Annotated in this window: 16 protein-coding genes and 1 pseudogene; 9 read left to right on the plus strand and 8 right to left on the minus strand. The window is 73.2% G+C overall.

From position 1 onward, the window contains the following. Positions 1-87: 87 nt before the first annotated feature. Both LV78_RS02560 and LV78_RS02565 read right to left on the minus strand, forming a co-directional pair. Complete coding sequence (locus LV78_RS02560; protein ID WP_253843013.1) at positions 88-1,047, minus strand: NADP-dependent oxidoreductase; 960 nt, start codon at positions 1,045-1,047, stop codon at positions 88-90. A gap of 119 nt (positions 1,048-1,166) precedes the next feature. Further along, entirely contained in the window at positions 1,167-1,532 is a 366-nt protein-coding gene (locus tag LV78_RS02565) for a winged helix-turn-helix transcriptional regulator (RefSeq protein ID WP_253843014.1), read from the minus strand. Positions 1,533-1,751: 219 nt separating this feature from the next. Between LV78_RS02565 and LV78_RS02570 the strand changes: the two genes are divergently transcribed. The 4 genes from LV78_RS02570 to LV78_RS02585 all read left to right on the plus strand — a co-directional run bounded on the left by LV78_RS02570 (position 1,752) and on the right by LV78_RS02585 (position 7,189). Continuing rightward, positions 1,752-2,678, plus strand: coding sequence for an ABC transporter permease (locus LV78_RS02570; protein WP_253843016.1), 927 nt, complete (start codon positions 1,752-1,754; stop codon positions 2,676-2,678). Further along, complete coding sequence (locus LV78_RS02575) at positions 2,678-3,673, plus strand: ABC transporter permease (RefSeq protein ID WP_253843017.1); 996 nt, start codon at positions 2,678-2,680, stop codon at positions 3,671-3,673. Before LV78_RS02570 ends, LV78_RS02575 begins: the two co-directional genes overlap by 1 nt. 118 nt (positions 3,674-3,791) lie before the next feature. After that, entirely contained in the window at positions 3,792-5,480 is a 1,689-nt protein-coding gene (locus LV78_RS02580; RefSeq protein ID WP_253843018.1) for an ABC transporter substrate-binding protein, read from the plus strand. Continuing rightward, positions 5,477-7,189: a dipeptide ABC transporter ATP-binding protein gene (locus tag LV78_RS02585; RefSeq protein WP_253843020.1), complete on the plus strand. Its 1,713-nt coding sequence runs from the start codon at positions 5,477-5,479 to the stop codon at positions 7,187-7,189. The genes LV78_RS02580 and LV78_RS02585 overlap by 4 nt, the downstream gene beginning before the upstream one ends. Positions 7,190-7,280: 91 nt before the next feature. Here LV78_RS02585 and LV78_RS02590 read toward each other — a convergent pair. Continuing rightward, positions 7,281-8,117: pseudogene (locus tag LV78_RS02590) on the minus strand (EamA family transporter); the annotation flags it as partial. A 42-nt stretch (positions 8,118-8,159) separates the two neighbouring features. Here LV78_RS02590 and LV78_RS02595 point away from each other — a divergent pair. Continuing rightward, positions 8,160-8,666, plus strand: coding sequence for a MarR family winged helix-turn-helix transcriptional regulator (locus LV78_RS02595; protein WP_253843021.1), 507 nt, complete (start codon positions 8,160-8,162; stop codon positions 8,664-8,666). Positions 8,667-8,877: 211 nt separating this feature from the next. After that, positions 8,878-9,177, plus strand: coding sequence for a DUF1540 domain-containing protein (locus LV78_RS02600; protein ID WP_253843022.1), 300 nt, complete (start codon positions 8,878-8,880; stop codon positions 9,175-9,177). A 79-nt stretch (positions 9,178-9,256) separates the two neighbouring features. Here LV78_RS02600 and LV78_RS02605 read toward each other — a convergent pair whose 3' ends face one another. Together LV78_RS02605 and LV78_RS02610 are read right to left on the minus strand one after the other, a co-directional pair. Then, on the minus strand, positions 9,257-9,679 hold the full coding sequence (locus tag LV78_RS02605) for an SMI1/KNR4 family protein (protein WP_253843024.1): 423 nt from the start codon (positions 9,677-9,679) through the stop codon (positions 9,257-9,259). A gap of 59 nt (positions 9,680-9,738) precedes the next feature. Further along, complete coding sequence (locus tag LV78_RS02610; protein ID WP_253843025.1) at positions 9,739-10,320, minus strand: hypothetical protein; 582 nt, start codon at positions 10,318-10,320, stop codon at positions 9,739-9,741. 495 nt (positions 10,321-10,815) lie between these two features. On the opposite strand from LV78_RS02610, the gene LV78_RS02615 reads away from it, so the two are divergent. Further along, positions 10,816-11,166 carry a DUF6968 family protein gene (locus tag LV78_RS02615; RefSeq protein WP_253843027.1) on the plus strand — a complete coding sequence of 117 codons (351 nt, stop codon included), beginning with the start codon at positions 10,816-10,818 and terminating at the stop codon, positions 11,164-11,166. A 69-nt stretch (positions 11,167-11,235) separates the two neighbouring features. Here LV78_RS02615 and LV78_RS02620 read toward each other — a convergent pair whose 3' ends face one another. Both LV78_RS02620 and LV78_RS02625 read right to left on the minus strand, forming a co-directional pair. Then, on the minus strand, positions 11,236-11,826 hold the full coding sequence (locus LV78_RS02620) for a TMEM165/GDT1 family protein (protein ID WP_253843028.1): 591 nt from the start codon (positions 11,824-11,826) through the stop codon (positions 11,236-11,238). A gap of 292 nt (positions 11,827-12,118) precedes the next feature. Next, complete coding sequence (locus LV78_RS02625) at positions 12,119-13,105, minus strand: DMT family transporter (RefSeq protein ID WP_253843030.1); 987 nt, start codon at positions 13,103-13,105, stop codon at positions 12,119-12,121. A gap of 73 nt (positions 13,106-13,178) precedes the next feature. On the opposite strand from LV78_RS02625, the gene LV78_RS02630 reads away from it, so the two are divergent. Both LV78_RS02630 and LV78_RS02635 read left to right on the plus strand, forming a co-directional pair. Beyond that, positions 13,179-14,105 (plus strand): LysR family transcriptional regulator, encoded by a 927-nt coding sequence (locus tag LV78_RS02630; protein WP_253843032.1) that lies wholly within the window; start codon positions 13,179-13,181, stop codon positions 14,103-14,105. 119 nt (positions 14,106-14,224) lie between these two features. Continuing rightward, positions 14,225-14,677 (plus strand): SUKH-3 domain-containing protein, encoded by a 453-nt coding sequence (locus LV78_RS02635; RefSeq protein ID WP_253843034.1) that lies wholly within the window; start codon positions 14,225-14,227, stop codon positions 14,675-14,677. Between the two features lie 18 nt (positions 14,678-14,695). Here the strand turns inward: LV78_RS02635 and LV78_RS02640 are convergent, their stop codons facing one another. Continuing rightward, complete coding sequence (locus LV78_RS02640; RefSeq protein WP_253843035.1) at positions 14,696-16,084, minus strand: cytochrome P450 family protein; 1,389 nt, start codon at positions 16,082-16,084, stop codon at positions 14,696-14,698. Between the last annotated feature and the right edge of the window lie 57 nt (positions 16,085-16,141).

The raw sequence follows: 16,141 nt of genomic DNA on the forward strand, positions 1-16,141 counted from the left end.
CCCCAAGATCAACCTGTTGGGCGGATAGCAGGGGGTGCGGCGGGCAGCGCGGGGGCGATAGCCCATGTTCCCCCTGGCAGCCCCGCGTCAGCCCACGCTGAGCACGACCTTGCCCCTGATCCGCCCGCGCTCGCCGTGGACGTGCGCCTCGGCGGCCTCCTCCAGCGGGAACACCCGCTCGACCTCCACCCGCACCTCCCCCGCGTCGATCAGCTCACCGATCCTGGCCAGCGCGGGCGCGTCCGGCTCGACCAGGTACGAGCTGGTGCGCAGCCCCAGCTCGGCGGCGCGGGCCGCGACCGCCTCCGACACCCCGCCGGGCACGCCGACGAGCAGACCGCCCGGCTTGAGCACGGCCAGCGAGCGCAGGTCGGTGTCGTCGTGCCCGCCGATCAGGTCGACGACGACGTCGACGTCGCGCACCTGCTCCTCGAACCGCACCTCCCGGTAGTCCACCAGCTCGTCCGCGCCGAGCCCGGTCAGCCACTCGTGCCGCCCGGCGCTCGCGGTGCCGATGACGTGCGCGCCGAGGTGCTTGGCGAACTGCACCGCGAAGTGCCCGACCCCACCGGCCGCCGCGTGCACGAGGACGCGCTGGCCCTTCTCCACCCGCGCGGTGTCGACGAGGACCTGCCACGCGGTGAGCGCGGCCAGCGGCACGGCCGCCGCCTCCTCGTGGGTGAGGGTCGCGGGCTTGCGGGCGAACTGGCGCGACGGCGCGGTGACGTACTCGGCGTACGCGCGGGCGGCGCGCGGGAACCACGGCATCCCGTACACCTCGTCGCCGGGCGCCAGGGTGGTCACGCCGAACCCGACGGCCTCGACGACGCCGGACACGTCCCAGCCCAGCACGTGCGGCGCGTCGCCGAGGTGGCCCGCCATGCCGTGGCCCTCGCGGCTCTTCCAGTCGACCGGGTTGACCCCGGCCGCGCGCACCCGCACGAGCACCTCGGTGGGCAGCGGCTCCGGCTTGGCGACCCGCTCGACGCTGAGCACGTCGGGCCCGCCGAAGGACCGCTGGACGACGGCGCGCATGGTCTCGGACATCTTCGCTCCCGGTGATCTCGACCCCGGCCGGGGAAGATCGACCCCGGCCGGTTCCGAACGTATCCGGGAGGTAGTACTTACCCGCAAGGGCGACTGCTACCCAAAAGGAAGCAAGCAGCTCAGGACTCCAGCGGCAACCGGTCGAGGTTGCTCTCCACCCACTGCCGCACACCCCGCAGCGGCACGGCGGCGTCCAGCCCCAGCTCGGTGAGCGAGTACTCCACGTGCAGCGGCACGGCCGGGACGACCTCGCGGTGCACGAGCCCGTGCTCCTCCAGCCGCCGCAGGGTCTGGGTGAGCACCTTCGGGCTCACCCCCTCCAGCCGCCGCTGGAGCTCGCCGAACCGGAGCACCCCGTCCTCCAGCGCGCCGATGGCGAGCGCGGACCACTTGTTGGCCAGCAGGTCCAGCATCGACCGGCACGGGCACTGGGCCTTGTACACGTCGTGCACCGAGTGCGCGCCGCTCTCGCAGACGACCGCCACGGGAACCCCCTGAGCAGGAAGCTTCCCAACGGGAAGCAGTGACCGGAAAGCGCCACAGTACGCCGGTCGACACCACCCGGAAACGATCTTCGCGCGCGCGGGAAACCTACTCCCACCAGGCCGGGAACCCAAGTCCTCTCACCCGTTGGACACAAATCCAGGCCACCGGAAATCACCCTAAGGTGAGCGCCGCTCGCCCCCCTCAAGGTCAGGTGCCCGTTGTCAGAACCCCTACGCCCCACCGCGGTCCGCTCGCTGCCGCGCGCCGTCCTGTCGGTGCTGCGCCACGACCGCTGGGCTCGCGCCGGAGCGATCACCATCGCGCTCCTCGGGCTGCTCGCCCTGTCCGCCGACCTGCTCGGCGCGCTCACCGGCCAGGACCCGTACACCTACCGCACCGAGGCCCTGGACCCGGCGACCGGCGCGCCCGCCGGGGCGCTGGGCGGGGTGAGCGCGACGCACTGGTTCGGCGTCGAGCCGCTGACCGGCCGCGACCTGTTCGCGATCGTCGCGCACGGCGCGCGCACCTCGTTCCTGATCGGCCTGGCGGCCACGGCGGTGTCCGCGCTGGTCGGGGTCGTGCTCGGCGCGCTGGCGGGCTACCGGGGCGGCTGGGTCGACCAGCTCGTCACGCAGACCGCCGACGTGCTGCTGGGCTTCCCGTACCTGATCTTCATGATCGCGCTGGCCGCCGTGGCCCCGCCGGACGTGCCGCGCCCGCTGCTGCTCATCGTCGTCATCGGCTTCTTCGGCTGGCCCTCGATCGCCCGCATCGTGCGCGCCCAGACCCTGGCGCTGCGCTCGCGCGGCTTCGTCTCGGCCGCCCGCTCGCTGGGCGCGGGCCCGTGGCACGTGTTCCGCACCGAGCTGCTGCCCAACCTGTGGGGTCCGATCATCGTGGTCTCGACGCTGTCCATCCCCGGCAAGATCGGCCTGGAGGCCGCGCTGTCGTTCCTGGGCGTCGGCATCCCGCCGCCCACGCCCAGCTGGGGCCGGGTGATCAGCAGCGCGGTCAACTGGGTCGGCGCCGACCCGATGTTCCTGGTCTTCCCCGGCGCGGCGCTGCTGCTGTCCACCTGGGCGTTCACCGTGCTGGGCGACGGCCTGCGCGACGAGCTCGACCCCCGGACGGCGGTGCGGGCCTGATGCGCACGGCGTTGTTCGTCGGCAAGCGGGTGCTGAGCGCCCTGCTGGTGCTGCTCGCGGTCGCCCTGTTCACGTTCGCGGTGTTCTACCTGGTGCCCGCAGACCCGGCCGAGGCCGCGTGCGGCAGGCCGTGCACCGAGCAGAACCTGGCGCTGGCGCGCGAGTTCATGGGCTTCGGCGACCCGTGGTGGTCGCAGTTCGGGGACTTCCTCGGCGGCATCCTGGCCGGTCGCACGTTCGGGGTGGGCGCCACCTCGATCGAGTGCTCCGCGCCGTGCTTCGGCTACTCGTTCCAGCAGAACACCGACGTGCTTCAGCTGATCGGCGAGCGCCTCCCGGTGACGTTCTCGCTGGCGATCGGCGCGGCGGCGCTGTGGTTCGTGGCGGGCGTGGGCACCGGCGTGCTGGCCGCGCTCAAGCGGGGCACGGCGGTGGACCGGATCGCGCTCGGCGCGTCGGTGGCCGGGGTGTCCGCGCCGGTCTACCTGACCGGCCTGCTCGGGCTGCTGCTGTTCGGCTTCACGCTGGACATGGTGCCGGTGGGCGGGTACGTGGCGTTCACCGAGGACCCGGTCGACTGGTTGTGGCGGATGGTGCTGCCGTGGGCGGTGCTGGCGTTCGCGCACGCCGCCTACTACACCCGGCTGACCCGCACCCAGATGCTCGACGCGCTCGGCGAGGACTACGTGCGCACCGCCCGCGCCAAGGGCCTGACCGAGCGGAAGGTCGTCGGCAAGCACGCGCTGCGCAACGCCCTGCTGCCGGTGGTGACCCTGTTCGGCGTCGACCTGGGCGCGCTGCTCGGCGGCGCGGTGATCACCGAGCGGGTGTTCGGGCTGCCCGGCGCGGGCGCGCTGCTGGTGGACGCGGTCAACCAGCGCGACCTGCCGCTGCTGCTGGGCTGCACGCTCTTCGCCGCCGTGCTGATCGTGATCGCGAACGCGCTCATCGACCTCGGCTACGGCGCGCTCGACCCGCGAGCCCGCCTCACCTGACCGGGCGCCCGCCCAGGAGCCTGCCCCGGACCGCCGGGGCGGGCGCCCCACGAACCCCCGGCCCGCGCCGGACCGAAGACCTCCACTCCCCACTTCCCCGCTAGGAGAGAGAACCGCCATGACCAGAAGTCGGACCTCACGGGTGGTCGCCACGGCCACCGCACTCGTCGGCGCGCTCGCGCTGACCGCGTGCGGCGCCAACGACCAGCCCCAGCAGGGCGCGGCCGACCAGGCCAAGGCCGAGCGCGGGGGCGTGCTGCGCATCCTCGGCGAGAGCCAGTCGCTGAACTTCGACCCGGCCAAGAGCTCCTCGCTGCCGATCACCTCGCTCGCGCTGGTGCACCGCAGGCTCACCGGCTGGCTGAACGAGCCCGGCCAGGACGCGAAGGTCGTCCCGGACCTCGGCGACACCGGCAAGACCGACGACGGCGGCAAGACGTGGACCTTCACCCTCAAGGAGGGCCTGAAGTACGCGGACGGCACGCCCATCAAGGCCGACGACGTCAAGTGGGGCGTCGAGCGCTCGTACGCGCCCGCGTTCTCCGGCGGCCTCGGCTACCACAAGCAGCTGATCGAGGGCGGCGCCGACTACCGGGGCCCGTTCGAGGGTCAGCGCCTGGACTCGATCAAGGTCCCGGACGACCGCACGATCGTGTTCACCCTGTCGCGGCCGTACGGCGACTGGCCGTGGGTGGCGAGCACCCCGGCGTTCGCGCCGGTGCCCAGCGGCAAGGGCGCCGAGGCCGACTACAGCGACCACGCGGTCGCGTCCGGCCCGTACAAGGTGGAGAAGTACCGGAAGGGCGTCGAGGCGCGCCTGGTGCGCAACGAGAACTGGGACTCGGCCACGGACGAGCTGCGCGGCGGCCTCCCGGACGAGATCCTGTTCCAGCTCGGCCAGGACACCTCGGTGATCTCGCAGCGGCTCACCGCCGACTCGGGCGACGACAAGTTCGCGTTCGGCTCCTCGTTCGTGTCCCCCGCGCAGCTCGCGCAGCTGGCGGGCAACCCGTCGGCCAAGCAGCGCCTGGTGACCTCGAAGACCGGCGCGCTCGCCTACCTGGCGCTCAACACCCAGAAGGCGCCGTTCGACAACCCCAAGGTGCGGCAGGCCGTGCAGTACGCGGTCGACAAGACCTCGTACCAGATCGCGTCGGCGGGCAACGCCGAGCTGGCCGGTGACGTCGCCACCACGCTGATCACCCAGGGCATCGCGGGCCGCGAGCAGTTCGACCTGTACCAGACCAAGCCGTCCGGCGACCCGGAGAAGGCCAAGGCGCTGCTGGCCGAAGCGGGCTTCCCGAACGGGATCTCGGGCCTGGAGTTCCTGGTGTCGCAGACCAACAACTACCCGGAGAAGGCCGAGGCGATCCAGGCCGCGCTGGTCAAGGCGGGCATCCAGTCCGAGATCCGGGTGCTGGAGAGCGACGCCTACACCGCCGAGTCGCGCGCGGACAACCCGAACTACGCGCTGACCCTGTCCTCGTGGCAGCCGGACTTCCCCAGCGCCAACGCGAACATCCAGCCGCTGTTCGACTCCAAGGAGATCGGCCAGGGCGGGTACAACCTGTCCCGCTACAGCAACCCCGAGGTCGACCAGCTGATCGCGGCGGCGCAGGCCACCGTCGACCCGGTCGAGGCGGGCAAGAAGTGGGTCGAGCTGGACAAGAAGATCCTGGCCGACTCGCCCGTCGTGCCGCTGATCTACACCCGCAACTCGTTCCTGCACGGGTCCAAGGTCGCCGACTTCCGCATCGCCGACTTCCCCGCGTACCCGAACTACGCCCGAGTCGGGCTCCTGAAGTGACGGGGCCGCTGCTGGAGCTCGACGCCGTCGGCGTGGAGTTCACCGGCGGCGGCGCCACCACCGTGGCCGCCAGGGACGTGACCCTGTCCCTGGCGGCCGGTGAGGTGCTCGCCGTCGTGGGTGAGTCCGGGTCGGGCAAGACCGTCACGGCCATGTCGCTGCTGCGACTGCTGCCGTCGACGGCGGTGCTGTCCGGCCGGGCGCTGCTGGACGGCGAGGACCTGTTCGGCATGGGCGCCGACGCGCTGCGCGCGGTGCGCGGCGGGCGGATCGGCGTGGTGTTCCAGGAGCCGATGACCGCGCTGAACCCGGTGTTCACCATCGGGCACCAGCTGGCCGAGGCGGTGCTGGCGCACCGGGAGGTGAGCGGGCGGCAGGCCCGCGCGCGGGCGCTGGAGCTGCTGGAGCTGGTGGGGCTGCCCGACGCGGAGGCGAAGCTGCGCCGGTACCCGCACGAGCTGTCCGGCGGCCAGCTGCAGCGGGTGGTGATCGCGATGGCGGTGGCGAACGAGCCCGCGCTGCTGATCGCGGACGAGCCGACCACGGCGCTGGACGTGACCGTGCAGGCCGAGGTCGTCGAGCTGCTGCGGGACCTGCGGGACCGGTTGGGCACGGCGATCCTGCTGATCACCCACGACATGGGGGTGGTGGCGTCGCTGGCCGACCGGGTCGCGGTGATGAAGGACGGCCGGGTCGTGGAGCAGGGCGGGGTGGAGGCGGTGTTCGGCGCGCCCGAGCACGAGTACACCCGGAGCCTGCTGGACGCGGTGCTGTCGCTGTCCACGACGCCGTCGGCGGGCGCGGTGGCCGAGGTGGTGTCGGAGTCGGGGCCGGGGTCGGAGTCCGCCGAGGTGGCGGGCGCCGTCGAGGTGCTCGCGCCGGACGTGGACGCGGCGCTGGTGGTCGACGACCTGACCGTGGTGTACGGCGGCGGGTGGCGGGGCGCGGGCACGCGCGCGGTGGACGGCGTGAGCCTGCACGTGGGGCGCGGCGAGGTGCTGGGGCTGGTCGGCGAGTCGGGGTCGGGCAAGACGACGCTGGCGTCGGTGGTCGCCGGGCTGCGCGCGCCCACGTCCGGGTCGGTGCTGGTCGGCGGGCAGGACGTGGCGCGGCTGCGCGGGTCCCGGCGCAAGGCCGCGCGGGGGCGGGTCGGGGTGGTGTTCCAGGACCCGACGTCCTCGCTGAACCCGCGCGCCCCGGTCTGGCGGGCGGTGGCCGAGCCGCTGGTGCTGCACCGGGGGCTGCGCGGGGCCGAGCTGGGGCGGCGGGTGGACGAGCTGCTGGAGCTGGCCGAGCTGTCGCCGTCGCTGCGGGAGCGCTACCCGCACGAGCTGTCCGGCGGGCAGCGCCAGCGGGTCGGGATCGCGCGGGCGCTGGCCCTGTCGCCGGACCTGCTGATCGCGGACGAGCCGACGAGCGCGCTGGACGTGTCGGTGCAGGCCAGGGTGCTGCGGCTGTTCGGGGAGCTGCGGGCCGAGCTGGGGTTCGCGTGCCTGTTCATCAGCCACGACCTGGCGGTGGTGGAGCGGCTGGCCGACCGGGTGGCGGTCATGCGCGGCGGGCGGCTGCTGGAGCTGGGGCCGGTGGGGCGGGTGCTGGCGCGTCCGGCGCACCCGTACACGGCGCGGCTGCTGGCGGCGGTCCCGGTCGCGGACCCCGTTCGGCAGCGGGAGCGGCGGGAGCTGTGGCGGGCGGTCGCCGCCGGGTGAGGCCTGCGGTCGGGGTGGGGCGGTCGAGGCGCCCCACCCGGCCGCTTCCCGTCAGCTTGGTGATCAGCGCGGGCTGGCCGAGGAGCACGCCCGCGAGCACGAACAGCAGGCCGATCCCCTGGCGGCCGGTGAGCGCCTCGCCCGCGAGCGCGGTGCCCAGCAGGACGCCGGTGACCGGGTTGAGCAGGCCGATCAGGCCGACCGAGCCCGCGTCCAGGTGCTTGAGGCCGGTGTACCAGGCGGCGTAGGCGACGGCCGTGCCGAAGAGCGAGACGTAGCCCATGGCGAGCACCGCCGGGCCGTCCAGCGCCGGTGGCGGGCCTTCGACGGCGAGCGCGGCGACCAGCAGCACGGCGCCGCCCGCGACGAGCTGCCAGGCCGCGACGGGCAGGACGCCGACCGAGCCCTTGGCGCTCCAGCGCTTGGTGAGCAGGTGGCCGAGCGCCGAGGTGAGCACGGCGGAGGCGGCGACGAGCACGCCGAGCGGGTTGATCGCGCCGGTCCCGGCGGCGACCACCAGGACCACGCCGACCACGCCCGCGATGCCGCCGAGCAGCGCGGTGGGGCGGGGTCGCTCGGCCAGCAGGGGCCAGGCCAGCGCCATCATCGCGAGCGGCGAGGTGGCCATGATCGCCGAGGCGGTGCTGGTGGGCAGGAGCTGCGCGGAGGCGTAGACGAGGGCGAAGAAGACGCCCATGGTGAGCGTGCCCAGCACCGCCGAGCGCCACCACCAGTGCCCGCGCGGCAGGCGGCGGGAGATCGCGAGCAGCAGCAGTCCGGCCGGGAGCGCGCGCAGGGTCGCGCCCCACAGCGGGGCGTCGGCGGGCAGGAAGTGGTGGGTGACGTAGTAGACCGAGCCCCAGGCCAGTGGGGCGACGGCGGTGATCAGGGGCCAGCGCCAGGTAGCTTCCCTGGAAGTAACTTCCACGGAAGCAATATAGCTTCCACGGAAGCGCTAGCGTGACGAGCCGTGGACCACACCCCCGAGCAGGGCTTGGACCGGGTCGCGCGCATCCAGGCGGAGTGGGCGCGCGAGCGGCCGGACGTGGACGTGTCGCCCCAGGGCGTCATCGGCAGGCTGCACCGGTTGGCGGCGGCGCTGATGGAGGAGATCTCGGTCGTCTACCGGCGGCACGGGCTCGGCGAGGGCGAGTTCGACGTGCTGGCCGCGCTGCGGCGGGCCGGGGCGCCGTACGAGCGGGCGCCGGGCGAGCTGGCGCAGCACACGATGGTGACCACCGGGGCGATCACCAAGCGGTTGGACCGGCTGGAGCGCGACGGGCTCGTGACGCGGCGGATGACCGACGGGGACGGGCGCAGGCGGGTGGTGGCGCTGACCGAGGCGGGGAAGCGGGTGTTCGACCGGGCGTTCAGCGAGCACATGGCGAACGAGCGGCGGTTGCTGGACCTGCTGGACCCGGAGGAGGCGCGGGTGCTGGAGGGGTTGCTGGAACGGTGGTTGCGGCACTTCGACTGAGGTTCAGGTAAGGCTTTCCTAATGGGATTGCCGGATTCCTCTGAGTGGTTTGAATTAATTTCATGAAATTTGCTTCTTGGTGGCTTGAGCAGCGGTTATGCTGTTCTTTGGGCGTTCAGGTTAGCCTGTCCTAAACATTTTCGACTTGCCGTGGTCGTGTCGGAGTGGGAGGTTGTTTCCACCGAGCCGACTAGACACTGAGGAAACGGTCATGACGACAATGGATATGCCCGCCGTCCACGAGTGCACCGTGACCGGCTGCTCGTACAACCACGACGGCTGCCACGCGTTCGCGATCACCGTGAGCGGGGTCAACGGGACCGCCGACTGCGGCACCTTCGTGCCGCTGGACACCAAGGGCGGGCTGCCGAAGGTGGTCGCGCAGGTCGGGGCGTGCTCCCGGTCGGACTGCTCGCACAACAAGAACCTGGAGTGCTCGGCGTCGAGCGTGCGCATCGGTCCCGGCAAGGGCGACCACGCGGCGAACTGCCTGACCTACACCACGGGCTGATCCCCCGGCCGCTGGTCGACGAGGGCCCCGCACCCGCTCCGGCGGCGCGGGGCCTCGTCGTGTGCGGGCGTGCTCGGGATCAGTCGTGGACGTGCTCGGCCAGGAACGCCGCGAACCCGTCCGCGAGCACCCGCGTCCCGCCGTCGCCCAGGTCGTGGTCGGTGGTGCGGACCTTCCCTGCGGGGTCGAGGAAGAGCGGGTTCCCGGCGGGGTCGACGCCGAAGACGAGCGCGTTCCCCACGCCCGGCCACCCGTCGTCGCGGAACCGCAGGGTGAGCGCGACGACGTCGACGTCCTCCAGCAGCGCCGACCCGCCGAACGCGTGCACGGGAACCCCGACGAAGCAGGCCCCGAACCGCTCGGCGAAGCGCGCGTAGTCCGGGTCGAGCGCGATCCCGAGCCGCGCCTCGACCTCGGGCAGCCGCTCGGGCGGGACCGGGGTCCCGCGCCCGTACCGCGCGACGGCGCGTTCGAGCGCGGCGATCAGCTCGGGTCCCAGCACGGGGTCAGGCTAACCGGCGGTCCGCCGGGCGCACCGCCCCCGGCTCGCCACCCCCGCCGTCACCCCGCGAGCAGCTCCGCGATCCGCGCGACCGCCAGCGCCCGCGACGAGGGCGCCGTGGGCACCGACAGCGAGTCCGACATGGACCACCGCCCCTGCCCGTCCACCGCGACCGCCATGCTCACGTTCCCCTGCGGCGAGCCGATCTTCAGCAGCACCGAGGACTCCCGGTCGCCGCTCAGGTGCGCGTCGAGGAAGCGCCCGGCCTGGGCGCTCGCGGTCACCCCCGGTTCGAGCAAGCGCACGTCCCACCCGCCCGAGCCGTCCGGGCACAGCCGGAGCTGCCCGCGCGGCCCGCTGAGCAGGTGCGTCAGCACGGGCAGGTCGCCCCGCCAGCCGAGCATCCTGGTGATCCGGTCGGCCGTGGCGGCGGCCTCGATCACGGCGGCGAGCCGGGGCGATGGCCGGAACGCCCGGCCGGTCCGGGTCGCCAGCCCCCGGTGCACGAGCGAGTCGAGGCCGTCGAGCGGGGCGCGCGGCGCGGGCAGCGCCAGCTCCTCCCGCACCCCGGCGAGCGCGGGCGGTCTGACCCGCAGCAGGAAACCCAGCTCGGCGGTGGCGAGCACGAGCCGATCGACCACGCGGACCTCCTCTTGGTCTGCACGGATGCGGTGTCCGTTCGCTGTCTCGCATCGCGGCCCCCGGTTCCGGCGTTGCACGGCCTCTCCGCACGAAAGCGGTCGCACAAGCCCCCTCATTAACCCGAAAGGTTTAACCCGAACCGACGAACGCGACCACTGACAGCGCTACTGCGGACTCCATCCAGGGCAATCCCCCGCCACGGAGAATATTCACCCTGCTCCACTCCGGTGACAGGCCGGACCGGAGGCGTTGCGGGTTCCCGAAGAAAGCGTTTTCCAAATCTCACCCGCACGGGGGATGCAGTGGGTTCACCCGGCCGCGAGAGCCCACCACCGGGTGGTGGTGCCGCTCCCGGATGGCCCCACGACGGCTTGCCCCGAACGTGAGCGCACGTCCACGAAGCTGCCAGCGACGAGCACTCCCCGTCGCCACGAGCACGGGTCGCCCCCGGCACGCGGTCCGCCGCGCTCTGCGGAACTGGCGCGATCACCCGCGTGAACGAGCGCTTCCCCACCGACGTCATCGCCTCCCGGACGCTGCTCGGGCCGAACGGCCCCGTGCGCCTGCTGGTGGGACGTCCCCGGCCGTTCGACGACGAGGCCCCCGAGGGCGACCACCACTGCCCGATCCGCATCGAAGGCCTGGAGGACGAGCCGGTCGAGCTGGCCGTGGCGGGCGTCGACTCGCTCCAGGCCCTGATCCTCGCGCTCGGCGCGATCGGTGACCGGATCGGTTCCGCCCGGCAGGACCTCTCGTTCCTGGGGCAGCCCGAACTCGGCCTCCTGGCGTCGCAGCGCCTCGCGCCGGACTCGACGGTGCTGAGCGTGCGGATGAGCACCGCCTGACCGCACGCGCACGGGGAACGGCCCGGTCCAGCGTCACTGGACCGGGCCGTTCCACTACCGCGCGTCAGCTCAGCGGGTGAGCTCCAGGACGGCCTCGACCGCCAGCCAGACGCCGAAGAGGAAGAACAGCGCCGACGCGCCGTACCGGATCGTCTTCTCCGGCAGCGCCTTGCCGAGCGCCCGGCCGACCACGATGGCCAGCGCGTCCGCCGCGACCATGCCGAGCGTGGAGCCGATCCAGACGCCGAACCAGCCGTAGTCGGTGGCGAGGGTGATGGTGGCGAGCATGGTCTTGTCGCCAAGCTCGGCCAGGAAGAACGCCGTGCCGACCGCGATCACCGCGGAGCGGGTCACGTTCTGCGCCTTGGACTTCTCGTCGTCGGTGAGCGAGTCGCCGCGCAGCGTCCAGAAGCCGAAAATCACGAACGCGATCGCGGCGGCCAGGTTGATCCAGCCGGTGGGCAGCGCGGCGCCGAGGCCGAAACCGATGGCGACCGAGGCGAGGTGCACGATCGCCGTGGCGATGGTGATGCCGAGGATCACCGGCCAGACCTTGAAGCGGGTGGCGAAGGTCAGCGCCATGAGCTGCGACTTGTCGCCCAGCTCGGCGACGAAGATGACGCCGAACGACACGGCGGTGCTGAGGAGTGCTGCGTCCATGGTGGCTCTGTCCGGTCCCTGTGTGTCCGGTGCCGGACCAGGAGCGCTTCAGGGCGACCTCGACCCGACACGCGTGCGTGTCTGGATCGAAGGTCTCGCCCGCCCCGGAGACCGAGGCCACCCGACCGGACCCGCGAGCGGGTCAGTGTGTCGATCGGGACGTTGGGGGGCTACTCCCCTTCGCTTGCGGTCCGAACGGTACAGAGTGTGACGTCGTTGGGCCAAGTCGGCGTGACCGGCGACACCACCGGCGTGGCACTTCCGGCGGGCGCGCGCCCGGTGTGACGACGGGTCAGGTCCGCGCGCCGAGGTTCGCAGGGGTGGCGGGTTCCGGGCCGGTCTGCACGGGTTCAGCGGCCGGGTCGTCGGCGGCGCGCTCGGGGCGGTCCAGTTCCCCGGTGGCGCGCGGGGCGCGGGTGCCCGCGTAGACGGCGAGCAGCACGGCCGCGCAGCCGACGAGCTGGACCGCGTTCGGGCGCTCGCCCATGAGCGCGATGCCGAGCACGACCGACCCGACCGGCTGGACCAGCATCAGCGCCGCGCCCGTGGACGAGGGCATCCTGGGCAGCGCCGCCGAGATCAGCAGCCAGCCCACGATCTGCCCGATGAGCGCCAGTGCCGCCAGCCAGCCGAGTGACGCCCAACCGGGGGTGAGGTCCAGCTGGCCGGTCGGGACGCCGAACGCGACCGCGACCGCCCCCGCCGAGACCGTGGCCAGCAGCAGCGCCCGCACGCCGCCCCCGCCGCGCCGGACCAGCAGCAGGTAGAACGCGTACGCCGTGCCCGCGCCGAGCGAGGCCAGCGCGCCGCCGAGCGGGTCGGCGCCGGTCACCGGGGTGCCCGCCAGGCCGCCCGCCAGCACCACGCCGAGCAGCAGCACCGGCACGGTCGCGACGAACCGGCGGCTGGTGCGCTCGCCGTGCAGCAGGTACGCGGCGGTCGGCACGATCACCACCTGCACCGACAGCAGGACCGTGGAGATGCCCGCGCCGACCATCCGGATGCCCTCGGCCCACAGCACGAAGTCCACGCCCAGCGCGGCGCCCGCCAGCAGCGGGACCAGGGTCGGCTTCGGGCCGGTTCCCGCGCCCGCGCGGCGCTCGGTGCGGCGTTCGCGCGCGTAGAGCGCGAGCAGCACCGGGAACGCGATCAGGCAGCGCCAGAACGCGCTGGTCGGCGCGGGGGTGTTCGAGAAGTGGATGAACATCGAGGCCAGCGAGATGCACAGCCCGCCGAGCACGGCGGTCAGCCTCGGGTCCACGGTCGTCAAGCGGCTCACCGGATTAGTTTGAGCAGGACAACTAACCAGCACAAGTAATTGTTTTTCAGCAGAAAGCAGTAGATTTACTACCGTGTTCGGGTTGGAGAGGTTGCGGGCGCTGCACGCGGTGGCGGCGCACGGTTCGGTCGCGGGCGCGGCGGCGGCGCTGCACGTGACGCCCTCCGGGGTGTCGCAGCAGCTGGCGAAGCTGGAGAAGGAGGCGGGTCAGCCGCTGCTGGAGCCGAGGGGCCGGGGCGTGCGGCTGACCACGGCCGGGCACGTGCTGGCCGGGCACGCGACGCGGGTGCTGGAGCAGCTGGCGCGGGCGCGGGCCGAGCTGGACCTGCTGCGGGAGGACGTCACGGGGACGCTGCGCGTGGGCGCGATCCCGACCACCCTGCAGGCGCTGCTGCCACCGGCGCTGGGGGCGCTGCGGGAGCGGCACCCGGAGCTGGCGGTGGTGCTGCGGGAGGGCGAGGCGGAGGAGTCGCTGCCCAGGCTGGTCGCGGGCGAGCTGGACGTGGCGGTCCTGGACAGCTGGGACCACCTGCCGGTGCGGGTGCCGGAGGGGGTGGTGTGCGTGGAGCTGATGGCGGACGTGGCGGACCTGGCGCTGCCCGCCGGGCACCGGCTGGCGCACCGGCGGGTGGTCGACCTGGGCGAGGTGGACGACATCGGGTGGATCGGGTGGAGCGTCGGGTCGGGGTGCCACGGGTGGCTGGAGCACGTGCTGCGCGGGGAGGGGCTGGGCGGGCGGATCACGTGCGCGGTCGGCGGGTACCCGACGCAGCTGGCGCTGGTGGCGGGCACGGTGGGGGCGGCGGTGGTGCCGAGGCTGGGGCGGGTCGTGGTGCCGGAGGGCGTCCGGATGATCGCCACCCGGCCGGTGCTGGGGCGGCGGATCTTGGCGGTGACGCGGGCGGAGGACGTGGAGCGGGGAGTGGTGCGGGCTTGCGTGGACGTGCTGCGGGAGGTGGCGGACCGGTTCACGCAGGGGGAGGTGGGGGTGGGGCGGTAGGTGGGGGTGCTCGGTCCGGGTCGATGCGGGGGGCGGATTCGTCGACATCGGTGAACTGGTGGTCGGTGACCGGTCGCCCGCCGGACGTCTGTACAAAGGCACGCATGTGCGCTAACCGGATGAGCGGATACGATGACGCTTCCCGACTAGAAAGACTGCGTGACGCCTTCCCCGGTGCAAGCCGGGTAGACCTTGGCTCAGCTTCTGTCGATCACGTTTCCGGACTCTACGAAGCGGCTGGCTACGAAGTAGGGTCAGAATTGCGTGAATTTCTCGAAGAGTATCGAGAGTGCTCCATTTCGTGGACGTACCGCGAATTGGAGGGCGGCGTGCAAATCGACGCAGAAAAGGCTCTTTCTTTCTACCCTGGCAACATTCGCGTATTTTCCCGGAGGGTAGGTCGCCCTCTGGTTCCCATCGGCTCTGCGTTCGAGACCGAAGAAGTGGTATTGATCGCGAGCGGTGGAGACGTATTTCTCGCTGGAGATGCTGGAATGCAGTACGCCGGTAACGGGTTTAAGCAGTCTATGCAGGCGCTGATTTCCGGAACTTGGGACAAGACGTTCTTCTGAAGCCAGGTCCAGGCCCCCTCAGCTCCAGGCGACCGGCAGGGACTCGGGAGCGCCGTGGCGCCACTGGACCTGGTCCGCGTCCACGGCCAGTCGCAGGCCTGGGAAGCGCGGGAGCAGGGCGCCGATCGTCACTTCCAGGTCCATGCGCGCCAGGCGCGCGCCCACCCAGGACGGCGCCGGGCGCGGGGTCGGCGTGGGGCCGGTGGCCAGGTCGGAGACGTGGACCCGTTCGCCCGCCCTGATCACCACGCCGCCCAGTTCGACGTCCGCCTCGGCCAGTGCCGGGCCCCGTGGACGGCGGGTCGGGGGTGGCAGGGCGTCCAGGGCCTCGGGCAGGGACTCGGGGTTGTGGCGCAGCCAGGCCAGGTCCGCCGGGTGGGTGAGGAGGGTGTGGGCGGTCGCGGCGATGCGGTGGGTGGTCGTGCCGTGCGCCGAGGTCAGCAGGAGGGCGCCCAGGTCCGCCAGTTCGTCGTCGGCCAGGCGGTGGCCGTCCACCGAGGCGGTGGCCAGGGTGCTGATCAGGTCGCCCTCCGGGGTCGACCGGCGGCGCCTGGCCAGTGCGGCGAAGTAGCGGTGCAGGTCGGTGTCGGCTCGTGCGGCGCTCCCCCGGCGCCTCGGTTCGGACGGGGCCAGGGTCAGGCGCTTCAGGGGTGGGCGGCCCCGGTCCCGCGCGGTGGGCAGCAGGGCTGCCCGTTCGGTGTCGTCGGCGCCCCGGACCACCGCGTCCCAGGCGATCCGGCCGTTCGTCGCGTGGTCCCCGGCGGGGCGGTCCTCCAGCGCCCACTCGGCCCTGGCCGCCGCCGCCCAGCTCGGCACGCCACCGGTGGGTGCGGCTTGGGCCCGGTCGGCGGGCGTCGGACCGGGCAGGTCCAGTTCGGCCCGCGCGATCTCGGCCCAGCCCTGGCCGGCTTCCGCCAAGCCGGCCTTGGCCGCCCCGCCTCGGACCGCGACCCGCTCCGCCCCGCCCGCGTGCAGCTCCCCCACCAGCTCCCGCAGCTCGGCCCGGTCCCGCTCCGGAACGCCGAGCACCTGGCACGCGGTCGCCACCGCCAGCCTGCGCGCCACCCCGGCCACCAGGTCGACCGGCTCGCCCCCGTTCGCCATCAGGTCCAGCAGCGCCTTCGCCGTGCTCGTCGTGCGCGGGCGGGCTCGTTCCACGTGCCGCGCCGTCAGCACCCGCGCCGCGAAGCGCCTCAGCCCGGCGTGCTCGCGCGCCTGCGCCGGGTCCGGCGGGGGCTGCTCCGGGGGCGCGGCGGGGGTGGTCGGGCGCAGGCGCGGGTCGGCCAGGGCCGCGCGCGCCTCGGCCGCGCCTATGACGAGCCACGCCCCGCGCCACCGGGTGACCTGCGCGGGCGCCAGGGAGGTGGCCTGCGGGCGGCGCAGGACGCGGTGCGCGGGGAAGGGCATGACCTGGCGGCTCCTCGTCGGGCTGGAGCGCCTCGGTCCACTGCGGACCGGCGCTCC

This window comes from Actinosynnema pretiosum (assembly GCF_024171695.1).
Taxonomy (GTDB): Bacteria; Actinomycetota; Actinomycetes; order Mycobacteriales; family Pseudonocardiaceae; genus Actinosynnema; species Actinosynnema pretiosum.

What these genes read in the sequence shown, in the direction of transcription:
- LV78_RS02560 (WP_253843013.1), bottom strand. Translation starts at nt 1,047, where the DNA reads ATGTCCGAGACCATGCGCGCCGTCGTCCAGCGGTCCTTCGGCGGGCCC.
- LV78_RS02575 (WP_253843017.1), top strand. Translation starts at nt 2,678, where the DNA reads ATGCGCACGGCGTTGTTCGTCGGCAAGCGGGTGCTGAGCGCCCTGCTG.
- LV78_RS02580 (WP_253843018.1), top strand. Translation starts at nt 3,792, where the DNA reads ATGACCAGAAGTCGGACCTCACGGGTGGTCGCCACGGCCACCGCACTC.
- LV78_RS02600 (WP_253843022.1), top strand. Translation starts at nt 8,878, where the DNA reads ATGACGACAATGGATATGCCCGCCGTCCACGAGTGCACCGTGACCGGC.
- LV78_RS02620 (WP_253843028.1), bottom strand. Translation starts at nt 11,826, where the DNA reads ATGGACGCAGCACTCCTCAGCACCGCCGTGTCGTTCGGCGTCATCTTC.
- LV78_RS02635 (WP_253843034.1), top strand. Translation starts at nt 14,225, where the DNA reads ATGAGCGGATACGATGACGCTTCCCGACTAGAAAGACTGCGTGACGCC.
- LV78_RS02640 (WP_253843035.1), bottom strand. Translation starts at nt 16,084, where the DNA reads ATGCCCTTCCCCGCGCACCGCGTCCTGCGCCGCCCGCAGGCCACCTCC.